Here is a 19,649-nt window from a genome sequence, read left to right as displayed (position 1 = left end):
CGATAGTGCAGTCAAACCCTCCGAGTATTTTCTTCCGACCGAACGGCAGACAAATCATCTCGTATCGCCGGGCGGAACACGGCCCCGCAGAGAAATACGGCGAGGCCCAAGAGGTGACTCACCGCTTCGGCGGGGTTTTCGGAACCAAGTCAGCCGCCAAGTGAAATGCGGGCGGCCTTGGTCGAATGGCAACCCAGCGGCCCAATCGGGCGAACCACACCGGTCACCTCCCCGATCACCAAATCGATCACCAAATCGATCACCGACGCGATCGGCGGCCGGGCCGCTGGACCTGCGCCAATGACCCCGAGATCGACCTCGTCGAAGCCGACCGTTCCCCCATCACCAAGAAAGCCTCCCTTACCGGCCCGGTCAATCAGCTGGAGAACAAACCCTTCGACAACCGCGACCTCGCCCGCCTCCTTACTCACCGCTCGCAACCGCCAGGTGCACACGACGCAATATCCTCCGTCCTCATACCCCGTCCGCGCCCTGCGGAGCGATAAACAGCGGTCCGTCAGGGCGCCGAAGCCGAATCACCCCACCGACCGCAGCCCTGATGCCGAACAGGGGAAGGTCAAAACGCGCATGAACGCCACAAGCGCCGGTGGTCCCCGACCTCAGAGCGCGGAATCGATTCTCGTCACCCGCTCCATTCCGAAGGTCCTGGTAAGAGATCAGGGCCTTGTTTTATTGCCCAGACCACTTTTACGCTGCACCGGGACCAGGGATCCCACTCCATCACCCTGCCATCACCCTGCCATCACGCAATCGAATTCAGGCGGTCTGCGTCACGCGTGCGATTCGGCCATCTCTTTCTAGATCCTGCCGGGCCCGTCGACCGGGGAGCGGCTTTTTCCGGCCCCTTCCGCCCAGGCCCTGATGTTTTCTGCCCGGCCGGGGCGGCGGTCGCGCAGAGTGGTCCGTATGACGACACCCGCAGCGCTGCTCCGCTCCTTCGCCCGCACCCGCGCCTCGCTCGACGGCGAAGAGGTCACGTACTGGTGGTCCGGAGACGTGTACTCCTGGGCCCCGGACGAGCCCTACCAGCGCGTCTTCGGCTTCGAAGGGCTCAACGTCGCCCGCCTGGTCCAGGACGCCGAAGCCGGCCCGGACGCCTACCAACTGCTCACCCGCGAGGCCGCCTTCTACTTGGACCCCGTCACCCGCGAGATCCTGGAGACCTGGCAGGACCTGCCGGTGGTGCACGTCTGGAACGACCCGGCGAACCAGAAGTGGCGCCCCTTCCCGATCCCGACGACCGAGCTCGGCGGACAGGTCTGCTTCAGCCTGGAGATCCCGCTGGCCTACCCCTCGCCGCTGCCGGTGGCCCAGTACCCCGTCCACTCGGCCGGCGACACGTACAAGGCTCTGGAGCTCTTCCAGTTCTTCGCCGACCGCGCCGACCTGGCCGGCCCGGCGCCCAGCGTCCCGGCCACCATGTCGTGGACCCGGATGTCCCCGTGGCTCCCCTGGATGGCCCGCGGTCAGCGGCCCGGCGGCCTCACCTTCCACTGCCGGGGCCGCAAGCTCGGCTCGTACGCCGAGGTCCCCGAGCGCACCCGCGCCTACATCGCCGACCACCACCCGGAGTTCGCACAGGCCCCGGAGGAGTGGAGCGAGCCGAACGAGACCAGCTGGACGTACTTCCGCAAGCTCAACCCACCGAAGTAGCCGTCGGCACCAGCGCCTGTTGCTGCTGATCAACGACCTGTTCATGGCCGGGGTGTTCTGTTGGGTCCGTTTGCGGTGGGCTTTTATTGACCGATCGTTCTACATGGATCTAAGGTCTCCTGTGTGGCCAGGACCAAGGAATTCGATCCGGACGCCGCACTGCAGTCGGCCCTTGAGCTGTTCTGGCGGCGCGGCTACGAAGCTACGTCGATGACCGACCTCGTCGAGCACCTCGGCATCGGTCGCGCCAGCATCTACGCCACCTTCGGCAACAAGCACGAGCTGTACCTGAAGGCCATGGACCGGTACGCGGAGGGGCGCGACCCCCTTCTCCTCGCCGAGTTGTCCCAGCCGGGGCCCGCCCTGCCCGCGGTGCGGGCGGTGGTACGGCGCTTCGCCGCGGAGGCCGTCTCCCCCGAGGGCCGGCTGAATGGCTGCCTCATCACCAACACCGCGGCCGAGCTGGCCCCGCACGACCCCGCGGCGGCCCGTCGGGTCGAGATCAGCTGGGAGCACGTCGAAACCCCGCTGCACTCCGCGCTCGTACGGGCCCAGGCCCAGGGCGAGTTGCCCGAGGACCGCGATCCGCGCGCGCTCGCCCGCATGCTGCTCGTCCTGCTGCAGGGCGTACGGATCGTCGGCAAGGCGTCCAGCGACCCCGCCCGGGTGCGGGATGCGGCCGAGCAGGCGCTGACCCTGCTGGACTGAACCGACTTCACCGGAGCCACCGGGCTCCCTGCCGCACGCCCGAATAATGGACCGATCGATCAAATATGGGGAGGGGTATGAACGCCGGGGAAGAACACCCGCCTCGTTCACGTGCGGTATCCGTACGCCTTCGCCCTTCTCGGCGGCATCCAGACCACGCCGATCTTGACGCTCGCCGCAATCGCCGTGCCGCTGCCCCGCATCGGGCGGAAGTTCGGCTTGCATCGGCCCGACCTGCTGCTGCTCAGTGCCGCATACGGGCTGACCTTCGCCGGGCTGCTGCTCCTCGGCGGCCGCCTCGCCGACCGCTACGGCGGACGGCGCACCCTCGCCGCGGGCCTTGCCCTCTTCGCCGCCGCCTCCGGCCGCCACCCCGCTCGCTCCCGCCTTCGGGACGCTGCCCGCGGCCCGCTTCGCGCAGGGCGCCGGCGCGGCCCGAGCCGTCACGACCGCCGGGCTCGGCACCGGCGCCGCCGGGCTCGCCTTCCTCGCCGCCACCGGGCTCGATGCGCGCACCCCGTACGCGTACGGACTGCTGCCGGGTCTCGTGCTGTTGCCGGTCGGTGCCGCGGCCTCCTTCGGGGGAGCTGCCGTGCTCGCCACCGAAGGCGTACCGCAGCAGCAGACCGGGCTCGCGGGCGGTGTGCTGAACAGTGCGATGGGACTCGGCCCCACCGTCCTGTTCGCCGTCCTGCTACGCGCTCGGCAGCGACTCCTGGTCCCTGGCCGGGACCGGGGCAGTCCTGGCCGTTGTCGCCTTCCTGAACCACCGCACCGAGTAATCCATCGCTCAAAGGAGTTGCCGAAATGAATCGCTTTCCCGGCACGACCGCGCTCGTCACGGGTGCAGGCTCCGGTCTCGGCCGCGCGATTGCGCTCGCCTTCGCCGCCGAGGGCGCATCCGTGGTCGCCGCGGGGCGCACCGCGGCCTCCCTGGAAGAGACGGTCGGCCTCATCGAGGCGGCCGGCGGCACGGCCGCCGCAGTCACCGCCGATGTCACCGACTCCGACCAGCTCCGGAACCTCGTGCGCGAGAGCGTCAACCGCTTCGGCGGGCTCCACATCGCGGTCAACAACGCCGGGATTCTCCGCGGCACCGTACCTGCCGGAGAGGTGAGCGAGGAGGACTGGGACGCGGTGCTGCGGACCAATGTCACCGGCGTCTGGCTGGCCATGAAGCACGAGATCGCGCACATGAAGGAGAACGGGGGCGGGGTCATCGTCAATATCTCCTCCAACCTGGGCGCACACCTGCGGATCCCGAACGCCGCGGCGTACATCACCTCGAAGGCAGCGGTCTCCGCGCTGACCCGCGCCGCCGCACTCGACCACATCGGCCAGGGCATTCGCATCAACGCGGTCAGTCCGGGCGCCTCCGCCGCGCCCATGTCGCTGCGGCCCGGCGAGACCGAGGCCGACCGTGCGGAGCGGGTGAAGTCGGAGAACCCGCTCGGCCGGGTCGCGGAGGCCGAAGAGGTGGCGGCCGCGGTGCTCTACCTCGCTTCTCCGGCGGCCGGTGCGGTGGTCGGCACCGACCTGGTCATCGACAGCGGATCATCCGCCTGATGGCGCGTGGGCGGGGGCGGCTGGGCCATCGTCGTTCGCCCTCGGCGCAGAGCCCTGGGGGCGGACAGCGGTGTCACGCGTCGGCGGTGCCGCGGTCCGTGGCCGGGTCGAGGGTGTCGGTGTCCGCCATGAATGTCAGCATCCGGGCGTTGACCAGGTCGGGGTAGTCGATCTGCGGTCCGTGGCCGGTCTCGGCGATGATCTCGGCTCGGGCTCCGGGGATCAGGCGCGGCACCCGTTCCAGTTGCCGCTGCGGGTGCACCAGCAGGCTGCGCCTTCCCATGATCAGGTGGAACGGCGTCCGGATGGAGCCCAGTTGCTCGTCGGACAGCGGCAGGGGCGCGGGCCGGCGGACACGAAAGGCCCGTACGCCCGTCCGGACCATCGCGCGCAGCTCCGGCACGACGAGGACCGGCTGCTCCAGCCAGGCCGCCAGGCGCGGGCGCAGCGCCTTGGGCGCGAAGGTGGCGAAGAGGCTGGCGAAGACCCAGGCGAAGAAGCGCAGGCCCACCTTCTCCAGGCCGCCCGGATCGAGGGCGGTGACCGAGGCGAGCCTGCCGGGCCGCAGGTGCGCCTGGTTGATGACGAGCCAGCCCCCGTAGGAGGAACCGACGAGGTGGACCCGGTCCAGGCCGAGCGCGTCGAGGGTCTCGTCCATCCACTGGGCGGCGCGCTCGGGCTGCCACATGGGCTCCCGGTGCACGCTGCGGCCGGGGTCGCCAGGGGTGTCGAGGGCGTAGACGGGGCGCTCGGCGCCGAGCGCCCGGGTGTTGGGGTACCACTGCGCGGAGCATCCGCCCGCTCCGTGGATGAGGACGACCGGGGTGCGGTCCTCGGCGGCCGGGTCGGTGGGTCCGTACCGGTAGACGTGCGTGGTGCCGAAGCGGGTCTCGACGTCCGTCTCGGAACGGGCCGGCGCGCCCAGCGCGTAGACGGCCTCGCAGGCGGCGAAGTGCCGGTCGCGCAGGACGTCGTTGACGTAGCGGCCGACATCGCGGCGGACGCGGGTTGTGTTCTCGGGCACGGCGGCACCTCCGGTGAGGACTCGTCCTTCGTGATACGACCGTATCATATTGCTGATACGGCGGTACCATGAAGAAGTCCGGGCGCCGGACCGCGCGGCAGGTCCGGGAGCCGGACCGCGCAGGCAGGACCGACGGGTGGAGACACGAGAGCATGCCGAAACGCGTGGACCACGAGGAACGGCGCGGCCAGATCGCCGAGGCACTCGTCCGGGTCGCCGGACGGCGTGGGCTGCACGCGGTCGGCATGCGGGACGTGGCGGCCGAGGCCGGCGTTTCGCTGCGGCTCGTGCAGTACTACTTCGGGACCAAGGAGAAGCTGCTGCTCTACGGGCTCCAGCATCTGACCGACCGCTTCACCGCACGCGTGGGCGCCCGCCTGCGGTCGCGCGCGGCCCCGGGCCCGCGCGCGACCGCCGAGGCACTGCTCCTGACCTCCCTCCCGACCGACGAGGAGAGCCGGACGTTCCACCTCCTCTACACCTCGTACGCGATCCTGTCCGTGACCGACGAGGCGCTGGCCGCCCAGCCCTTCATCGACAACCCCGACGCCGCCGAGGACGCCCTGACCGGTCTGGTGCGGCAGGCCCAGGAGTCCGGTCTGGCCGATCCCGGCGTGGACGCGCGCACGGAGGCCATCGGGCTGCTCGCCATGGCGGCGGCCATGGGCACCAGCATCCTGGTGGGCCAGCGGCAGCCGGAGTCGGCCGCCGGGGTGCTGCGCCACCACCTGGACCGCATCTTCACGTCCTCGGGTGACCGCCCTCCGTCGACATGACCGCGTGAGCGCCGAGGCCCCGCCCGGCGGGCTTCCGCGAAGTGCGTGAGGCCGGCATCGGCTCAGGGCCCGAGTTGTCACAAGTCACGGCACAGGCGCGCAATGGGTGGCCGCGGGGGACTCGGCCGACTCCCGCCGGGCGGCTCCGACCCGGGCGGCTCCGACCCGGGCGGTGGGCTGTCGCCGGGCCCGCTCACACTGGTGTGGGAATGACGTGCAAGTGAGCCGAGGGGGAGCAACGGGTGGAGAGCTGGGCGCGGCGGCATCGCGGGTGGGTCTGGGGTTCGGTGTGCGGGCTGGTCGTACTGGTGGTCGTCGGGTTCTCGGTGCGGGTGCCGGTGAAGGAGTGGTGGCTGGCGCGGGAGGCGTGCGGGGGCGAGCTGCCGGCGGGGGATCTGAAGACGGTACGGACGGATGTGCCGCTCGGGTCGGAGAAGGAATCCTTCGACGAGGAACTCGGCGAGTACCACTGCGTACTGACGAGCGACCAGGACAAGGTCGTGGTCGCCGTGGACGCCTCTCTGGGTGGGGCGGACCGGGAGAAGCAGATGTCGTTCATCGGCAATTCCTACCCGCCGCACGCCGTGCTGCCGGGCGGGCTGCCCGGCTTCGAGACCGAGTACAGCCTCGTCTATCTGATGCCCGAGTGCCCGCGCGGCGGCAAGGAAACCTCCGGGGAGCCCCGCAGGCTGCTGGTGGGGACCTGGGCCTACTTCGCCGAGAGCCGCAAGGAGAAGGCCGCCCTGCTGCGGCTGGCGGTGCGGATGACGAACGTGGTGACCGAGAAGCTCGGTTGTGGTGGCGAGCCGTTGGCTGCGCCGAAGGACGGGGCGGTGCCGGACACGGGCAGGTACGTGCCCCGCGCGGAAGCGAAGGGCACCGCCTGCGGCGCGCTGGCCACCACCCGCGTACCGGCGGAGGGGCGCGACGGGGTGGTACGCATCGCCATGGCCGACGGCGGGGTCGTCGGGCGTTGCACCCTGCGCGCGCCGGGGGAGAACGGCGACAGCACGAAGCCGGGAAAGCCGCTTGTCGAGCTGACCAGTTGGCGGGGGGACTGGGGCACGGGCCTGCGTGAGATGGGCTCGGGGCCCGACCCGCTGCCGATGGGTGGCGGCAACGCCTGGAAGCCCGCGCTGACCGAGAACAGGGCGTGGGCCGTCGCCCGGTGCGGCGGCGAGAACGTCGGTTTCGCCGCGCACTGGGGCGACGGCTACCCCTACCGGGAAGCGGGCGAGGCGCCCGGTCCCCCGACGGCAAGCGAGCGCAGTGAGCGACGGGCGCTGTTGCGTGAATACGTGGCCGCCTTCGCGAAGGACCAGGTCCGGCACGGGAGTTGTACGGGGTTGCGGCTGCCGGCGAACCCGTAGGAGCGCGCCGGCCGCGAGCGGGGCCGCGGAGTGGGGCCGCTCTACCGAGTGGGGCTCGGCCAGGGCCTGTGGCCCGGTCCCGTCGGATGCGTACCCGTGACGCCCGTGACCACCGAATAGAGACTGGTCTCGGCGGCGATGAAGAGGCGGTTGCGCTTGGCGCCGCCCCAGGAGATGTTGGCCACCACCTCGGGGACGTCGAGCCGCCCGATCAGGGTGCCGTCCGGGTCGTAGCAGTGCACACCGTCGCCCATCGCGGCGGCCCACAGCCGGCCGCCGTCGTCGAAGCGGAGGTTGTCGAAGCGGGCCGCCGGGCGGGCCCCGGCCTCCGCGAAGATCTCGCCGTCCGAGAGGGTGCCGTCCTCCCGTACGTCGAAGGCGCGGATGAAACCTGCCCGGGTGTCGGAGACGAACAGCCGCCGCTCGTCGGCAGAGAAGACCAGGCCGTTCGGTGCGCCGAAGCAGTCGGCGACCAGGCGCACTTCACCGGTCGAAGGGTCGATGCGGTAGACGTTGTCGGAGCCGATCTCGCTCTCGGCGCGATAGCCCTCGTAGTCGCTGGTGATGCCGAAGTCCGGGTCGGAGAACCAGATCGAGCCGTCGGACTTCACCGCCGCGTCGTTCGGGCTGTTCAGGCGCTTGCCCCGCCAATGGGTGGCCAGCACCGTGACCGTGCCGTCGTGTTCGGTACGGGTCACCCGGCGATTGCCCTGCTCGCAGGTGACGAGCCGGCCCTCGCGGTCGAGGGTGTTGCCGTTCGTGTGCCCCGCCGAGCGACGGAAGACGCCGACGGCGCCGGTCTCCTCGTCCCAGCGCAGCATCCGGTCATTGGGGATGTCGCTCCAGATCACCTGTCGCCAGGCGGGCACGTAGATCGGGCCCTCGGCCCAGCGGCAGCCGGTGTACAGGACCTCAAGGGCCGCATCGCCGTACATGCATCGCCCGGTACGGAACCGGTCGTCCAGGGCCTCGTACAGCTGGGGGCTTTCTTCGGTCATGGTGTCCGTCCCTCCCGGCAGGCACCGAATCATCTCCGGCATCGGGCGCAGATTTCAAGATGTCGTATGGTCAGATCAAGAATCTTCCGAACGGAGAGTCGTGGATCACATCGACCGCGTCCTGCTGGCGCAGCTCCAGCAGGACGCCACCCAGTCCTACGCCGCACTGAGCAGAACCGTCGGGCTCTCGGCCGGCGCCACTCACGAGCGCGTCCGGAAGCTGCGGGAGCGGGGTGTGATCCGGCGTACCGCGGTCGAGGTCGATCCGGTGGCGGTGGGATACGGGGTACTGGCCTACGTGACGGTCGACTCCACGTCCTGGATGGGTGATTCGGCGGAGCACTTCGCCGCGCTCCCCGAGATTCTGGAGGCGCATGTCATTGCCGGCAGCGCCTCGGTGCTGGTGAAGGTCAGGACCGCGACCACCGAGCAGTTGCAGGACGTGCTGCGCCGGATCCACGCGATCGACGGAGTCAACGGGACCCGGGCCACGGTGGTCCTGGAGACCCTCTTCGAGCGGCCGGTCTCCCCGCGCGTCGCTGATCAGGAACGAGCCTTCGGGCCCCCGCGCACGGGGATCACGAAGCACGCCGCGGCGGCCAGCACTCCGGCCAGCAGGAAGCCCCGCGCGTAACCGGCCGAGGCGATGAGCCCGCCGAGTAGCGGCGGCGTCAGTGAGGCGGCAAGGTTCTGGCCGGTGTTCTGCACGCCCATGGCCCGCCCCGACCAGGAGCTCCCGGCGAGCTCGGCGGTGGCGGTGAAGGCCAGGCCGTTGGTGCTCGCGGTGATCCCGCAGGCCACGACCATGGCGAGGTCCGTCAGCGGCGAGGGCCAGAGGGCGCCCAGCGCGGTCGCGCCCATGACGACGGCGATGCACACGGACAGCTGCCGCATCGGCCGCATCCGGCTGCCGACCCGGTCGGACCAACGGCCCGCCACGACCCGCGAGGCGGCCCCCAACACCTGGGACAGCACCAGGAGTTGCCCCGCGTGCACGGCACTCCAGCCCCGGACGTCGATCAGGAACACCATCGCGAAGGCGTTCGTCGCGAACTGCGGAACGCACAGCAGCGCGCTGGAGGCATGGACGCGCCACAAGCCGGAGTGACGGTAGGGGTTGGGAGCCAGCTCCTGCCCCACGGACCGCGCGGTACGGGGCGGATCCGAGGTCAACGAGCCGACGACCACGGCGACGACACCGCAGAGCACCGCGCAGAACAGGACGGTCCCTGACACGCCGCCGCGCGCGGCGAGCGTGGGGACCACCAGAGCGGCGATGCCCATGCCCAGCGGGGTCGACGTCTGCCGGATTCCCATGGCGAGTCCGCGCTCCCGGGCGGAGAACCATCCGACGACGAGCCGACCACTGGCCGCGGAGACCGAAGCACTCGCCGCTCCGGCCAGCGCCAGGAGCACACCCAGGGGAACCAGGCCATTCACCGTGGCCCCCAGGGAGAGGAGTGCGGCCGTCATGGCCAGACCGGAGGTGATGACGACCCGCTCGCCAAAGCGGTCGGCCAGGGCGCCCCAGGCTATGAGCGTCAGCATGAGCCCGACGGTGGGGCAGGCGATCAGCAGTCCGACTTGGCTGAGCGTCAGCCCGTTGTCCCGCCTGAGCGTCTCCGAGGTGTACGGAAGCCCGTAGAGAAAGGTGCAGGCGACCGTCTGCGCCGCGGTCCCGAGAGCCAGCATCATCCAACGGCGCACGGCAGTCCTCCTCGCCCCTCGTCCTCCCTGGTGCGTGCAGGATGAAACTATGACACCGCATCCACTATTCAAGACAGCTTGTCTCGTATAATGGACGACCCCCAAAGCCGTGCACGGACTGGTCGTCGGCGAACAATCTTCGCGAGAGCAACAAACAGACCGCACACAACCTCTCGCAGGCGCCGTTACGTTGTTGCCCGCTCGATCGTGAGTGCGAACTTGAACAAGTCGCCGGAGATCCTGGTGGCGCAGTCAGCACAGAGAGATCGCGGATGGACTACAGCTCCTCGTGCCGTCGGACGCTCAACGGCGCCCCGGTGCGCCCCGGGTGCGGTGCGTACGCGCCGGACATCGCCCCTCCTGGCCATCACCACAACGGCGCGGCACCGACGACGACCGTAGCTGCGGTGATGTCGGCGGAGGCGTGGCCGGCAGGGGAGTTTCCCGACTCCGTGGGCTATTTCGACGACCCTCACATCGACGCCGAGCCTGCCGTACCCGCGACTCAGGGCCACGCCGCCCGGCGCCGCCAACTGGAGCGTTGGAAGAAGCACCGCCGCCGGGCCGTGCTCGCGTCGACCGTCGCGCTCGTCGGGGGCGGCCTGCCCCCTCGCCGTGCTGCCGTCCCGGCCGTCCGCCGGACCGGATCTGCGTGCTCGTCCTCTGCCTCGGCTGATCGTCGCCGGGACTTGCGGGCTCGTGGCGGGAGCGTGCAGTGGCACCACCCGTCTGCTCCCGTCGCTGCACGATTCGGCCCGGCGTGTGCGCACCTCGCCGGCCATGTATCGGGCCCCTGATCGGCAGCGGCGGTGGCCGGACGGGAGCATGGCGCCGGGGGCCCGTCACCCGTACGGCAGAATGCGCGAATGGCTGACAGTGAGGACTTCCGGAACGGGCTCGCGGAGCGCATAGCGAGGTTCGATCGAGAGGCGGCTCGGGCGAACGCAGCCAGGGCGGAGGAGGAACGGCAGCGGGTGCTCCACGAGTTCCCGCTCGACTCCTGGCCGAAGCTCGAGCTGAAACGCTACGCGCTGGGTCCGTCGTCCATCGCGTACCCGGGGTACTCGTTCTGCCGGCTCATGGAGTACGGCACGAACTCATTCGGCAGCATTCGCGGCGGCAGCGCGGCCAAGCACATCATCTTCCAGCACCGTTCCGGTGAGTGGCGGGTCATTCCCGCGTTCCTGCGCCGTCTCGGCACGGACGAAGCGTGGGGCCGCGTCCGGAGCGACTTCGAGCGCGCCTTCACTGCCGCGGAGGCCAGGCAGTACGACGTCATCGACGAGCTGGAGACCCTCTCGTACGGGCAGGCCCTGACCACCAAAGCACTGGCCGTCTACTTCCCCGACGCATTCCTACCGATCTTCTCCGCATCGCACGTCCGCTCCTTCACGGAGCTGCTGGGCGGCAAACCGCACCAGAACTCCTCAGGCATCCGGACCTGGCGGGCCAATCGGGAGCTCCTGTCCCTCGTCCGCCGCACACCGGAGTTCGACGGCTGGCAGTCGCACGAAGTGATGGAGTTCCTCTACTGGTTCCACGACCCGAGGCCGCGGAACCGGGTCGTCTGGAAGATCGCCCCCGGGCAGCGGGGCCACCTCTGGGACGAGTGCCGCGAGCAGCACAACATCCGGATCGCCTGGGACGAGGTCGGCAGTCTCGACCAGTACGAGAGCGACCAGGAGCTCAAGCAGGCGCTGGACCAGGAATGGCCTGCCACCACCGGGGGACATCTGCGCCTCGCGCGCCAATTGCTCGCCTACCGCGACCTGGAGCCCGGCGATCTGATCGTTGCCAACCGGGGCAAGTCCGAAGTGCTGGCACTGGGCACCGTCGCCGAGGGCTACACCTACGAACCCGGGCTCCCCGAGTACCGGCACCAGGTCGGGGTGGACTGGGACACGTCGTACGCCCAGACCTTCGACACCCCGCACCACGCCTGGCAGCCCGCCCTCGCCAAGGTTCCCGAGTCCCTGCTCCGGCGCATCCGGCAGGGGCGCGGGACCTCTGCCGCGGCGGTCGCGCCGCCCGTGGCCGGCATCGGCACCCCCGGCCACGTGCAGCAGGCGCCGGACCTGCTGAGCCACAAGGAACAGCCTGTCGTGCCCGGGACGGTGCAGCAGGTGCTGGACCTCCTCGACCGCAAGGGGCAGGTCATCCTGCAGGGGCCGCCCGGCACCGGCAAGACGCGGCTCGCGCTCAGCGTGGCCCTGGCCCTTGCGGGACGGCACGACCTGATCGAGGACGCCACGCCGGAGGAGCGCGCAGAGGCCCTCGCCGCGCTCTTCTCGGTTCCGGACTCACCCAAGACCGAAACCGCACCCAAGGCCGACGCCCCCGGGACCGACACCACGGCAGCGGTGGGCCGGCTCACGATGGTCACCTTCCATCCGTCCTACGGGTACGAGGACTTCGTGGAGGGGTTCAAGCCGAATCCGGCAGCCGACGGGGCGGGACTCAATCTTCAGCGCAAGGACGGGTTGTTCCTCCGCGTCTGCGCCGCCGCCGAGAAGGCGCCGGACGACATCTTCCTGATCATCATCGACGAGATCAACCGCGGTGACCTGCCCCGGATCCTGGGCGAGCTGATCACCGTGCTGGAACTCGACAAACGAGGATCCGTCCACGTCACCCTGCCCACCAGTGGTGGCCGGCGGAGCGTGCCGTCAAACGTCCGGATCATCGGCACCATGAACACGGCCGACCGCAGCGTGGGGCACATCGACGCCGCGATCCGGCGCCGGTTCGCCTTCATCGACGTACCGACGGACCTGGACGCCCTGGACGGTGAGATCGAGGGCCTCGGCCTCGCCGCCTTCCTGGAGGGCCTCAACACCAGGCTGGATCGTTCCTTCGGCCCGGACCAGCTGCTCGGCCAGGCGTATCTGCTCGAAGCGGACCGTCCGCTGGCGACAGTCGAGCAGCTGTACGACGCCTTCCACCACGACGTCGTCCCGCTCGTCTCGGACTACTGCCTGGGGCAGCCGGAGCTGCTGAAGGAAGTACTGGGCCAGCTGGTGGACCAGCGGACGGGCCGGATCGTGCAGACCAGCCCGCAGGACCTGCCCGGGATGCTGGCCGCCGAGTTCGTGGACGCCCAGGACGACGAGTGACGACCGGCAGAGGGACGGGGCACGGCTCCCGGCAGGACGTCGTCGTCGAGGAACACGCGGCAGTCACCGTTCCGTACGATCTGCTGTCCGCAGCGGACCTCGACCGGCTGCGTGCGTTCAAGGGGGTCACCCTCACGGAGAGCCGCACGGGCGCCGTCCTCAAGGCCAGATCGCTCACAGGGGTACTGGTCCTCGACCGGATTCGCCTGATCCTGCGACCCAAGTTCCCCATCCACGGGGATCAGTTGATCAACTGGCTGTGCTACGCGAACGCCCAGCCGAAGCCGCGCGAGGACATCCGCAAGTGGCTGACCGGCAGTCAGGGGTACGCGGGAGTGGTGTCGGCTGCCTTGCTGCACGAGTGCCGGCTGCTGGTGCGGCATGGTCTGCGCCGGGACTACGTACGACGGCAGCGGACCTCCCCGGTGCTCCGGGGGCGGCTGGACATCCGCACGCAGACGACCCGCCGCTTCGGCGCCGTGGACCGTTTCCACCTCCAGACCTTCGAGCGCGAAGCCGGAGGCTGGGAGAACCTGGTGTGCGGCGCAGCACTGACCGCAGCCGCGCAACGCTCGACCGAACCGGCCCTGACCCACGAACTCCTGGAGATCGCCGCGCACTTCCCGAGCCCCCGACTGCCGTACACCGCGCTGCGGCTGCTCACATCCGCCCGCTACACCCGGCTGAACACGCACTACCGCCCCGCACATACCTGGGCCCGGCTCGTCCTCGGCGGCGGCGGGGTGACCAACCTGCTGGTTCCGCGGGGCACGGGGGCGCAGAACGTCCTCCTGGATCTCGATGTCCTGTGGGAGATGGTCGTCCGGCAGATGGCCCGCGACGCCGCCGCCGAGCTGGGTGGCCGGGAGGCCCTGGCCTCGGAGGGAGAGATCCTCACGTACGGCGGCCTCGGAAGCCGGACTCCAGCGTTCCGGCCCGATGTCCTGCTGGCCTTCCCCACTCCGGACGACGCGAGGAGGACGAGATTCCTGGCGGTGGACGCCAAGTACAAGTCGTACGCAGAGAACAACGTCTCGGCCTCCGACCGCCATCAACTCCTCACCTACATCACCGGATACACCACCCCCGACTCCCCGCTCGCACTGGTGGTGCACCCGTCTTCGGAGGAACCCACCGAGCGCGTGCTCCGCGTCGACGGACCGCGGGGGCACCTGGGCACCATCGTGGTATTGGGGCTGCACACCGGCATCACGCCCCGGGCAGCCGCGGAGCCGCTGCGCAAGGCCATCGAGGCCCATGCCGGCGCGAACGGCCCCCCGTAGCCCCGCCCCGTCCCGGCACTACGATTGACCCTCAACCGACGGGGAAGGGCTGAACGATGAACGATGACGCGGGCGTTGAGGAATCGGGGGGCGTCACCGTCCCGGTCGACGTGGACGGCCAGACCGTGCATTTCTCGATCGCCCCCGGCGGACGGCAGACGCAGCCCGAGCTCGGCGAGGAGCAGGAGATCAGCTGGCGCCGCCCGACTCTCGCGCCGGTGCTGGACGGACTCACCAACGTGGCCAGGGCCATGGGTACGCGTCTCCAGCAGACCGGGGCGTCGAAGGCGACGGTCGAGTTCGGGTGCGATGTCTCCCTCGACACCGGCCAGTTGCTCGCCGTCTTCGGCAAGGCCACGTCCAAGTCGGCGTGGAAGGTGACGCTCGAATGGACGGCGCCCGGGACTCCGCCGGGCACGCCCGCGCCCGGCATCACCGGCACTTCCGGCACCCCCGCTCCGGGGACGCCGCCCGCTCCCGCTCCGGGGACCACCGGAGCGTAGGCGTGGACGGCTGGAGGAAACTGCTGGAGGCGGCCACCGTCGCCGTGGATCTCCCGGACGACCGCGGTTGCGGGACCGGGTTCGTTCTTGCTCCGGGCACTGTGGTCACCTGCGCCCACGTGGTGTCGGAGGCGACGCGGGTACGGGGACGGGTCGTCGCCACCGGACACGAGCTGGTCCTGACCGTCTCAGCCGATGACTGCTACCGCGCCGCGAACGGCCTCGATCTCGCCTTTCTCCACTACGAGTCGGACGAGACGACCTCCTCCGCCCCTGCCCCCGCCCACGTACTGGCCTCGCCCCACACCGCGTTGGGCGATCACATGTCGGTCTACGGTCATCCGCGCGGGGACTTCCGGGCCGGGCAGTGGGCCGCCCTGGAATACCTGGGCGATTCGCGGCTCTCCTTCGACGACCCCATGGCGATGCCTCGCGGGTACGGGACACCGGTGGGCGAGGGCTTCAGCGGCAGCCCGGTGGTCAATCGGCGTACCGGCGCGGTGTGCGGAATGCTCGTACGGTCCAACAAGGCCGGCAGCGCCCACATGATCCCGCTCTCCGAGATCCTGGCCCGCCATCCGCTCCCCGAAGCGCCCGTGGCCTGGCTGAACACGCTCACCGACGAGCAGCTGCGGGCCGGGGAGTTCCGCCACCCCGGCCCCCAGCTGCGGGACTACCTGGCAGCGGCGCGGGACGCCGCGGACGAGCACCCCTATGCGGCGCTGCTGACCGATGTGCGGGACATCCCGCTCTCCTCGGTGTACGTACGGCAGGACGCCTCTCACACCGGCGGCGACGCCGACGAGGACCGCGACCGCCAGCCGCACGTGAAGCGCCCGAAGGCCGAGAGCGTGCTCGACTCCGACCGCCACGTGCTGTTCACCGGCGGTGCGGGGTCGGGAAAGTCGAGCCTGCTGCGCCGTCTGACGTTCACCGCCGCATCCGACTGGCTCACGGACACGGCGCAGGCTCCCCGGTACATGCCGGTGCGGATCACCGCCGAACAGCTGCTGAAGCTCCCCTTCCCGGAGGCACTGGCCACCGCGGTCGGCCGGGACCTGCCCGGTCTGCGGCGTTCGCCACCTCCCGAGTTCTTCGAGGCGGCGCCCATGCCGTCCGTGGACTGGCTGGTCTGCGTGGACGGTCTCGACGAGGTGCTCGATCCGGAAGGCCGCGCCAAGGTCATCCGGATGATCCAGCGCTGGTCCCAGGAGCCCCATCTGCGGTTCGTGGTGGCCACCCGGTCGCTGGTCACCACCGACATGGACCGGCTGCGGGTGCTGAAGCGGTACTCGCTCCTCAGCCTCGGCGACCGGCAGATCGCGGAGGTGGCCCAGGCCTGGTTCGAGGCGCTGAAGGTCCCGGACCCCGGGCGGCAGGCCCGGGAGCTGACGGCCGGGCTCCGGCACGGGCGGCTCGGCGAGGTGGCCCGCATTCCGCTCTACATCACCATGATCTGCGTGGTCGCTGCTCTCACGGAGCTGCCCCGCAACCCCGCGGAGCTGTACACGCGGTTCGTCCGGATTCTGCGGGAAAAGGGCTCGCAACGGCTCGCCCGCACCGAGGCGGGCGTCCACGGCATCACCGAGGACCTGCTGAACAGCGTGCACGACGTACTGCGCCCGGTGGCCGAACTGCGACAGGGCGGGGATACGCGTCCGCTGCTCGACCTGGCCGTCGAACTGCTCGGCGGGCACGCGCCCGATGCCGCTCCCCCGAAGGAGCTGGTCTCCCGTGCGCTCATGTTCACCGGCCTGGTCACACAGATCGGCGGAGACCTCAAGTTCCCGCACCAGACCATCCAGGAGTACCTCGCCGGATGCGCAATCGCCGACCGGCTGACCCCGAAGGACCCGGAGGCGCTCAGGACCGTACGCCAGTCGATCGCCGCCGAGCAGCCCAACATCGTGCTGTTCATCTCCGCGCGCTGGCACGAACGGGGCATGCCTCTCGAAAAGTTCCTGCGCACGGTCGTGGACGGGGGCGGCTGGCGGGACCTGCTCCTGTGCGCCACGGTCCTGAGCGATGGGCTGGTGATCAACGAGGACATGGCGAGGCAGTTCACCCGAGCGGTGCTCAAATTGCACGGCCGCTCCCTCTCCGTCGGTGATCTCGAACCGACAGAGGTACTGGCCCGGCTGTACGCGGTGCTCGACCCGGCGGGCGTGGCAGCCGTGGTCCGTAACCCGGCCGCTCCCCATCGGGCACGCGTCGATGCGCTGTGGCACTGTGCGCGGCGCGACAGCGAGCTGGCGGCGCCCCTCGCGGCCGAGCTCGCTGACGAGCCGGACCTCCCCGTCGGCCTGCGCGTATCGGCGGCCAAGCTGCTCGCCGAAGCGGGTGACTCCACGGCAGCCGTCCTGCACCTCACCGAACTGGCCCGCGACCCCGGCCATCTGCCCGAGGCCAGGTTCAGGGCAGCAGTCGCACTCCTGACCGTGGACCGCGCCGCCGGCACGACGGTCCTCAGCGAGCTCTTCGCGACCAGCGACTTCCCCAAGCAGCACGTCGAATTGGCAGCGCTGGGGATTCATGCCGCATCGGACCCCGCCACACGTGCCGTGCTGGCGGATGCGCTGGCCACCAACCCGGCCCTGGACAAGGGCGATCCGTACATTCTCCGTTACCTCGAATGCCGCCTGTTGTCCCCCGACCGGCCGGAGCTCGCGAGGAACCTGCGCATGGACCTCGCAGCCCCCGTGCACCTGCGGTACATGGCGACATGGGACCTGTCGGACGACGAGGAACACCTGGCCGGTTCCGAGGACGACATCTTCTTCTCCGGCATCCTCCGTGACCCGGAGTCCTCCAGCGACGCCGTCCGTGCAGCCGTCTCCGGCTCCCTCAGCCAGGAACTGGTCGAGCATGCCGCATGGAACACGCAGCTGGACCGGTACACCCGCCTCGAAGCGGCCACGAGACTCGTTCAGCTCGGCAAGCACACCGTCGCGGCGCAGTGCACGGAGGAAGTCCTCTCCGGCTGCTCGGACTTCTGGATCGTCCCCCGCGGGGCCGAGATTCTGCGCGAACTCGGACAGCAGGACCGGAGCCGAGAAATCCTTGTCGGCGCCCTGGACAACGGCGAACTGTCCACCGGTGCTCGCATCCGTTGCGCTCCGGCACTGGTCAACATGGGGGCGCAGGACATGGTCGTCGGCGTTCTGAACCGTCTGGCAGAGGATCCTGACACAGCGGCCCACGAACGGTTGGAGGCGACCGCGCAACTCCACGCCATGGTTCCAGCAGCGCCGAACACCTCGTTCACCGCCGTCGCGGCCGATGCCACGCTCCCCGGCGGCGTTCGCCACAGCGCAGCGGAAGAGCTCCTGAACAGCGGGGAACGGGACACAGCCTCGGGGCTGCTGCGCCTCTTGGCCGAGGATCGGCTCGTCGGTACGGGCGACCGGATCGACGCACTCACCACATTGGCCGAGATCGACCTCCGTGCGGCTTCGGACACGCTGCACCGGATGCTCGACGAGTCCGGGCTGCTGGACGAGCACCTGTGCCGGCTTCTCGACCTCGCCGACGCCCTCACTCCCGACGCGACGCTCCAGGAACGTCTGCACCTCCTGCTGGAGGACCCGGGCGTTCCCGCCGCATCCCTGCTGGAGATCGAAAGCGACTGCGAGCAGTACCGGACGGACATCGTTCCCTTGCTCCGGAAGGGCATCCTTCGGACGGTGGACGGTCCCTCCGTCGAGCCGCAGATCCGGGCGCGGGCCGTGGCCCGTTCCTTCGGGTGGGTCCCCTACCCGAAGTGGAAGGCCCTCGTTGCCGAACTGAGCACCGATCCGATGGTCGCCCTCAGCCTGTACACCGCCCATGCGGGCATGTCCTCGCAAGGAATACACGGTGGGGTCTGGGAGGACCAGTCCCACTACCGGGACCCCGAAAGCATTTCGACCCCGACGGGAGCCCTCCAGGGACTGGATCCCCACACGGCCCTCGCGCGCTGGCTCCGCCTTCTGGAGCAGCGCCGGCCAGAGGCCGTCACCAGCATGCGCAACCTCGGCCGACTGGCCAGGGAAGATCACGACAAGAAGCGGGCGAACGACCTGCTCCACTCATGGGCCGCCGACCCCGAAGCCCCGTTGACGGAGAGGATCTCAGCGGCCGAGACCAGCCTCTGGCCGTTCAGGGGCCCCTGGCACACCCTCGCCCGCAACCCGGAAACACCCCCCGAGCTCCGCGTCGCCATCTGCAAGTTCCTCGCCACGAGCGGCGCGCACAACCGCATCCCGATCACCCGCGCCCTCGTCGCGGACCCTGCCGCCCCCGTGACCGCGCGGGCGAAGGCCGCCGCCCTCCTCGCCGAGGATCTGGGTGAGGAAGGCCGTGGCGCCCTGCGGGAGCTGTCCGGGGCGCACACCACCGATCCCGAGGCGCATCTCGCCGCGGCGGCGGCCTGGGAGGAGCTGGATGTCGGGCGGGAGGCGGTGGCCGCCTGCCTCCGGGTGCTCGACGACGAGCCGTCCGGCGAGCGGTCCCACGCGCGGCACCGCGTCGCCGCGGCGGCGAAGCTCACGCGGTGGCGGTCGTCGCGCGGGCGTGCCGTACGGGTGCTGAAGGGCGTCCTGGGGGACAGCGCAGTGCCCGTCGCCGTACGCATCGACGCGGGCCTGCAGCTGATCGCCGTATCGGAGGTGGCCGAGGCACACCTGGGGCTGCTGCGGCTGGCCGCAAGTCCGGAACCGGACGTCGGGGAGCGGGGCCGCATCGTGGATCTGCTGCCCGCGGACCTGCGCGGGTACGTCGGGGCGGCCACGGAGTGCGGGGCCGGCCGCCCCGTCCCCTTAGCGCTTTGTCACGGACCGTTGCCCTACCGTCCCCGGTTGTGAACATTCGGCGTCAAGAGTGCAACTGGCGTGTCGGTCTTGACAATTGCCTGCCTGACCGATGTTAAGATCATCTTACTTCCAGTGGG

Annotated in this window: 14 protein-coding genes and 2 pseudogenes; 12 read left to right on the top strand and 4 right to left on the bottom strand. The window is 70.2% G+C overall.

Annotated elements, in window-relative coordinates:
* Positions 1-149 precede the first annotated feature (149 nt).
* The gene (locus tag ACFV8T_RS08860; protein ID WP_385325878.1) at positions 150-431 is read right to left on the bottom strand and encodes a hypothetical protein; all 282 of its coding nucleotides are present in this window, start codon (positions 429-431) and stop codon (positions 150-152) included.
* A gap of 496 nt (positions 432-927) precedes the next feature.
* Here ACFV8T_RS08860 and ACFV8T_RS08855 point away from each other — a divergent pair, with 496 nt between their 5' ends.
* The 5 genes and pseudogenes from ACFV8T_RS08855 to ACFV8T_RS08835 all read left to right on the top strand — a co-directional run bounded on the left by ACFV8T_RS08855 (position 928) and on the right by ACFV8T_RS08835 (position 3,948).
* Positions 928-1,674 (top strand): DUF1838 family protein, encoded by a 747-nt coding sequence (locus ACFV8T_RS08855; protein ID WP_385325876.1) that lies wholly within the window; start codon positions 928-930, stop codon positions 1,672-1,674.
* A 123-nt stretch (positions 1,675-1,797) separates the two neighbouring features.
* Positions 1,798-2,382 (top strand): TetR/AcrR family transcriptional regulator, encoded by a 585-nt coding sequence (locus ACFV8T_RS08850; RefSeq protein WP_385325875.1) that lies wholly within the window; start codon positions 1,798-1,800, stop codon positions 2,380-2,382.
* A 186-nt stretch (positions 2,383-2,568) separates the two neighbouring features.
* Positions 2,569-2,682, top strand: a pseudogene (locus tag ACFV8T_RS08845) (hypothetical protein); the annotation flags it as partial.
* A gap of 40 nt (positions 2,683-2,722) precedes the next feature.
* Positions 2,723-3,193 carry a hypothetical protein gene (locus ACFV8T_RS08840; RefSeq protein WP_385326262.1) on the top strand — a complete coding sequence of 157 codons (471 nt, stop codon included), beginning with the start codon at positions 2,723-2,725 and terminating at the stop codon, positions 3,191-3,193.
* The gene (locus tag ACFV8T_RS08835) at positions 3,190-3,948 is read left to right on the top strand and encodes an SDR family NAD(P)-dependent oxidoreductase (protein ID WP_385325873.1); all 759 of its coding nucleotides are present in this window, start codon (positions 3,190-3,192) and stop codon (positions 3,946-3,948) included. Before ACFV8T_RS08840 ends, ACFV8T_RS08835 begins: the two co-directional genes overlap by 4 nt.
* Before the next feature lie 73 nt (positions 3,949-4,021).
* Here ACFV8T_RS08835 and ACFV8T_RS08830 read toward each other — a convergent pair whose 3' ends face one another.
* A complete protein-coding gene (locus ACFV8T_RS08830; RefSeq protein WP_385325871.1) occupies positions 4,022-4,972 on the bottom strand; it encodes an alpha/beta fold hydrolase in 951 nt (316 codons plus the stop codon).
* A 152-nt stretch (positions 4,973-5,124) separates the two neighbouring features.
* Here ACFV8T_RS08830 and ACFV8T_RS08825 point away from each other — a divergent pair, with 152 nt between their 5' ends.
* Positions 5,125-5,748, top strand: coding sequence for a TetR/AcrR family transcriptional regulator (locus ACFV8T_RS08825; protein WP_385325869.1), 624 nt, complete (start codon positions 5,125-5,127; stop codon positions 5,746-5,748).
* Between the two features lie 242 nt (positions 5,749-5,990).
* Positions 5,991-7,118 carry a hypothetical protein gene (locus ACFV8T_RS08820; protein ID WP_385325868.1) on the top strand — a complete coding sequence of 376 codons (1,128 nt, stop codon included), beginning with the start codon at positions 5,991-5,993 and terminating at the stop codon, positions 7,116-7,118.
* Positions 7,119-7,159: 41 nt separating this feature from the next.
* On the opposite strand, the gene ACFV8T_RS08815 is transcribed toward ACFV8T_RS08820, so the two are convergent.
* Entirely contained in the window at positions 7,160-8,116 is a 957-nt protein-coding gene (locus ACFV8T_RS08815) for an SMP-30/gluconolactonase/LRE family protein (RefSeq protein ID WP_385325867.1), read from the bottom strand.
* A gap of 100 nt (positions 8,117-8,216) precedes the next feature.
* On the opposite strand from ACFV8T_RS08815, the pseudogene ACFV8T_RS08810 reads away from it, so the two are divergent.
* Positions 8,217-8,642, top strand: a pseudogene (locus ACFV8T_RS08810) (Lrp/AsnC family transcriptional regulator); the annotation flags it as partial.
* Between the two features lie 17 nt (positions 8,643-8,659).
* On the opposite strand, the gene ACFV8T_RS08805 reads toward ACFV8T_RS08810, so the two are convergent.
* Positions 8,660-9,823 carry an MFS transporter gene (locus tag ACFV8T_RS08805; protein ID WP_385325865.1) on the bottom strand — a complete coding sequence of 388 codons (1,164 nt, stop codon included), beginning with the start codon at positions 9,821-9,823 and terminating at the stop codon, positions 8,660-8,662.
* 866 nt (positions 9,824-10,689) lie between these two features.
* On the opposite strand from ACFV8T_RS08805, the gene ACFV8T_RS08800 reads away from it, so the two are divergent.
* Genes ACFV8T_RS08800 through ACFV8T_RS08785 form a run of 4 tightly spaced genes read left to right on the top strand, consistent with a single transcriptional unit; the run spans position 10,690 to position 19,563 of the window.
* Complete coding sequence (locus ACFV8T_RS08800) at positions 10,690-12,936, top strand: AAA family ATPase (RefSeq protein ID WP_385325863.1); 2,247 nt, start codon at positions 10,690-10,692, stop codon at positions 12,934-12,936.
* Positions 12,933-14,219 carry an McrC family protein gene (locus ACFV8T_RS08795; RefSeq protein WP_385325861.1) on the top strand — a complete coding sequence of 429 codons (1,287 nt, stop codon included), beginning with the start codon at positions 12,933-12,935 and terminating at the stop codon, positions 14,217-14,219. Before ACFV8T_RS08800 ends, ACFV8T_RS08795 begins: the two co-directional genes overlap by 4 nt.
* 56 nt (positions 14,220-14,275) lie before the next feature.
* Positions 14,276-14,722 carry a CU044_2847 family protein gene (locus ACFV8T_RS08790; RefSeq protein WP_385325859.1) on the top strand — a complete coding sequence of 149 codons (447 nt, stop codon included), beginning with the start codon at positions 14,276-14,278 and terminating at the stop codon, positions 14,720-14,722.
* Between the two features lie 2 nt (positions 14,723-14,724).
* Positions 14,725-19,563, top strand: coding sequence for a trypsin-like peptidase domain-containing protein (locus tag ACFV8T_RS08785; protein WP_385325857.1), 4,839 nt, complete (start codon positions 14,725-14,727; stop codon positions 19,561-19,563).
* Positions 19,564-19,649: the final 86 nt, after the last annotated feature.

Source organism: Streptomyces sp. NPDC059832 (genome assembly GCF_042731715.1).
In the GTDB taxonomy this organism is placed as follows: Bacteria; Actinomycetota; Actinomycetes; order Streptomycetales; family Streptomycetaceae; genus Streptomyces.
Note: the sequence above shows the minus strand (reverse complement) of the source record. Positions and strands in the feature narration are given on the sequence as shown.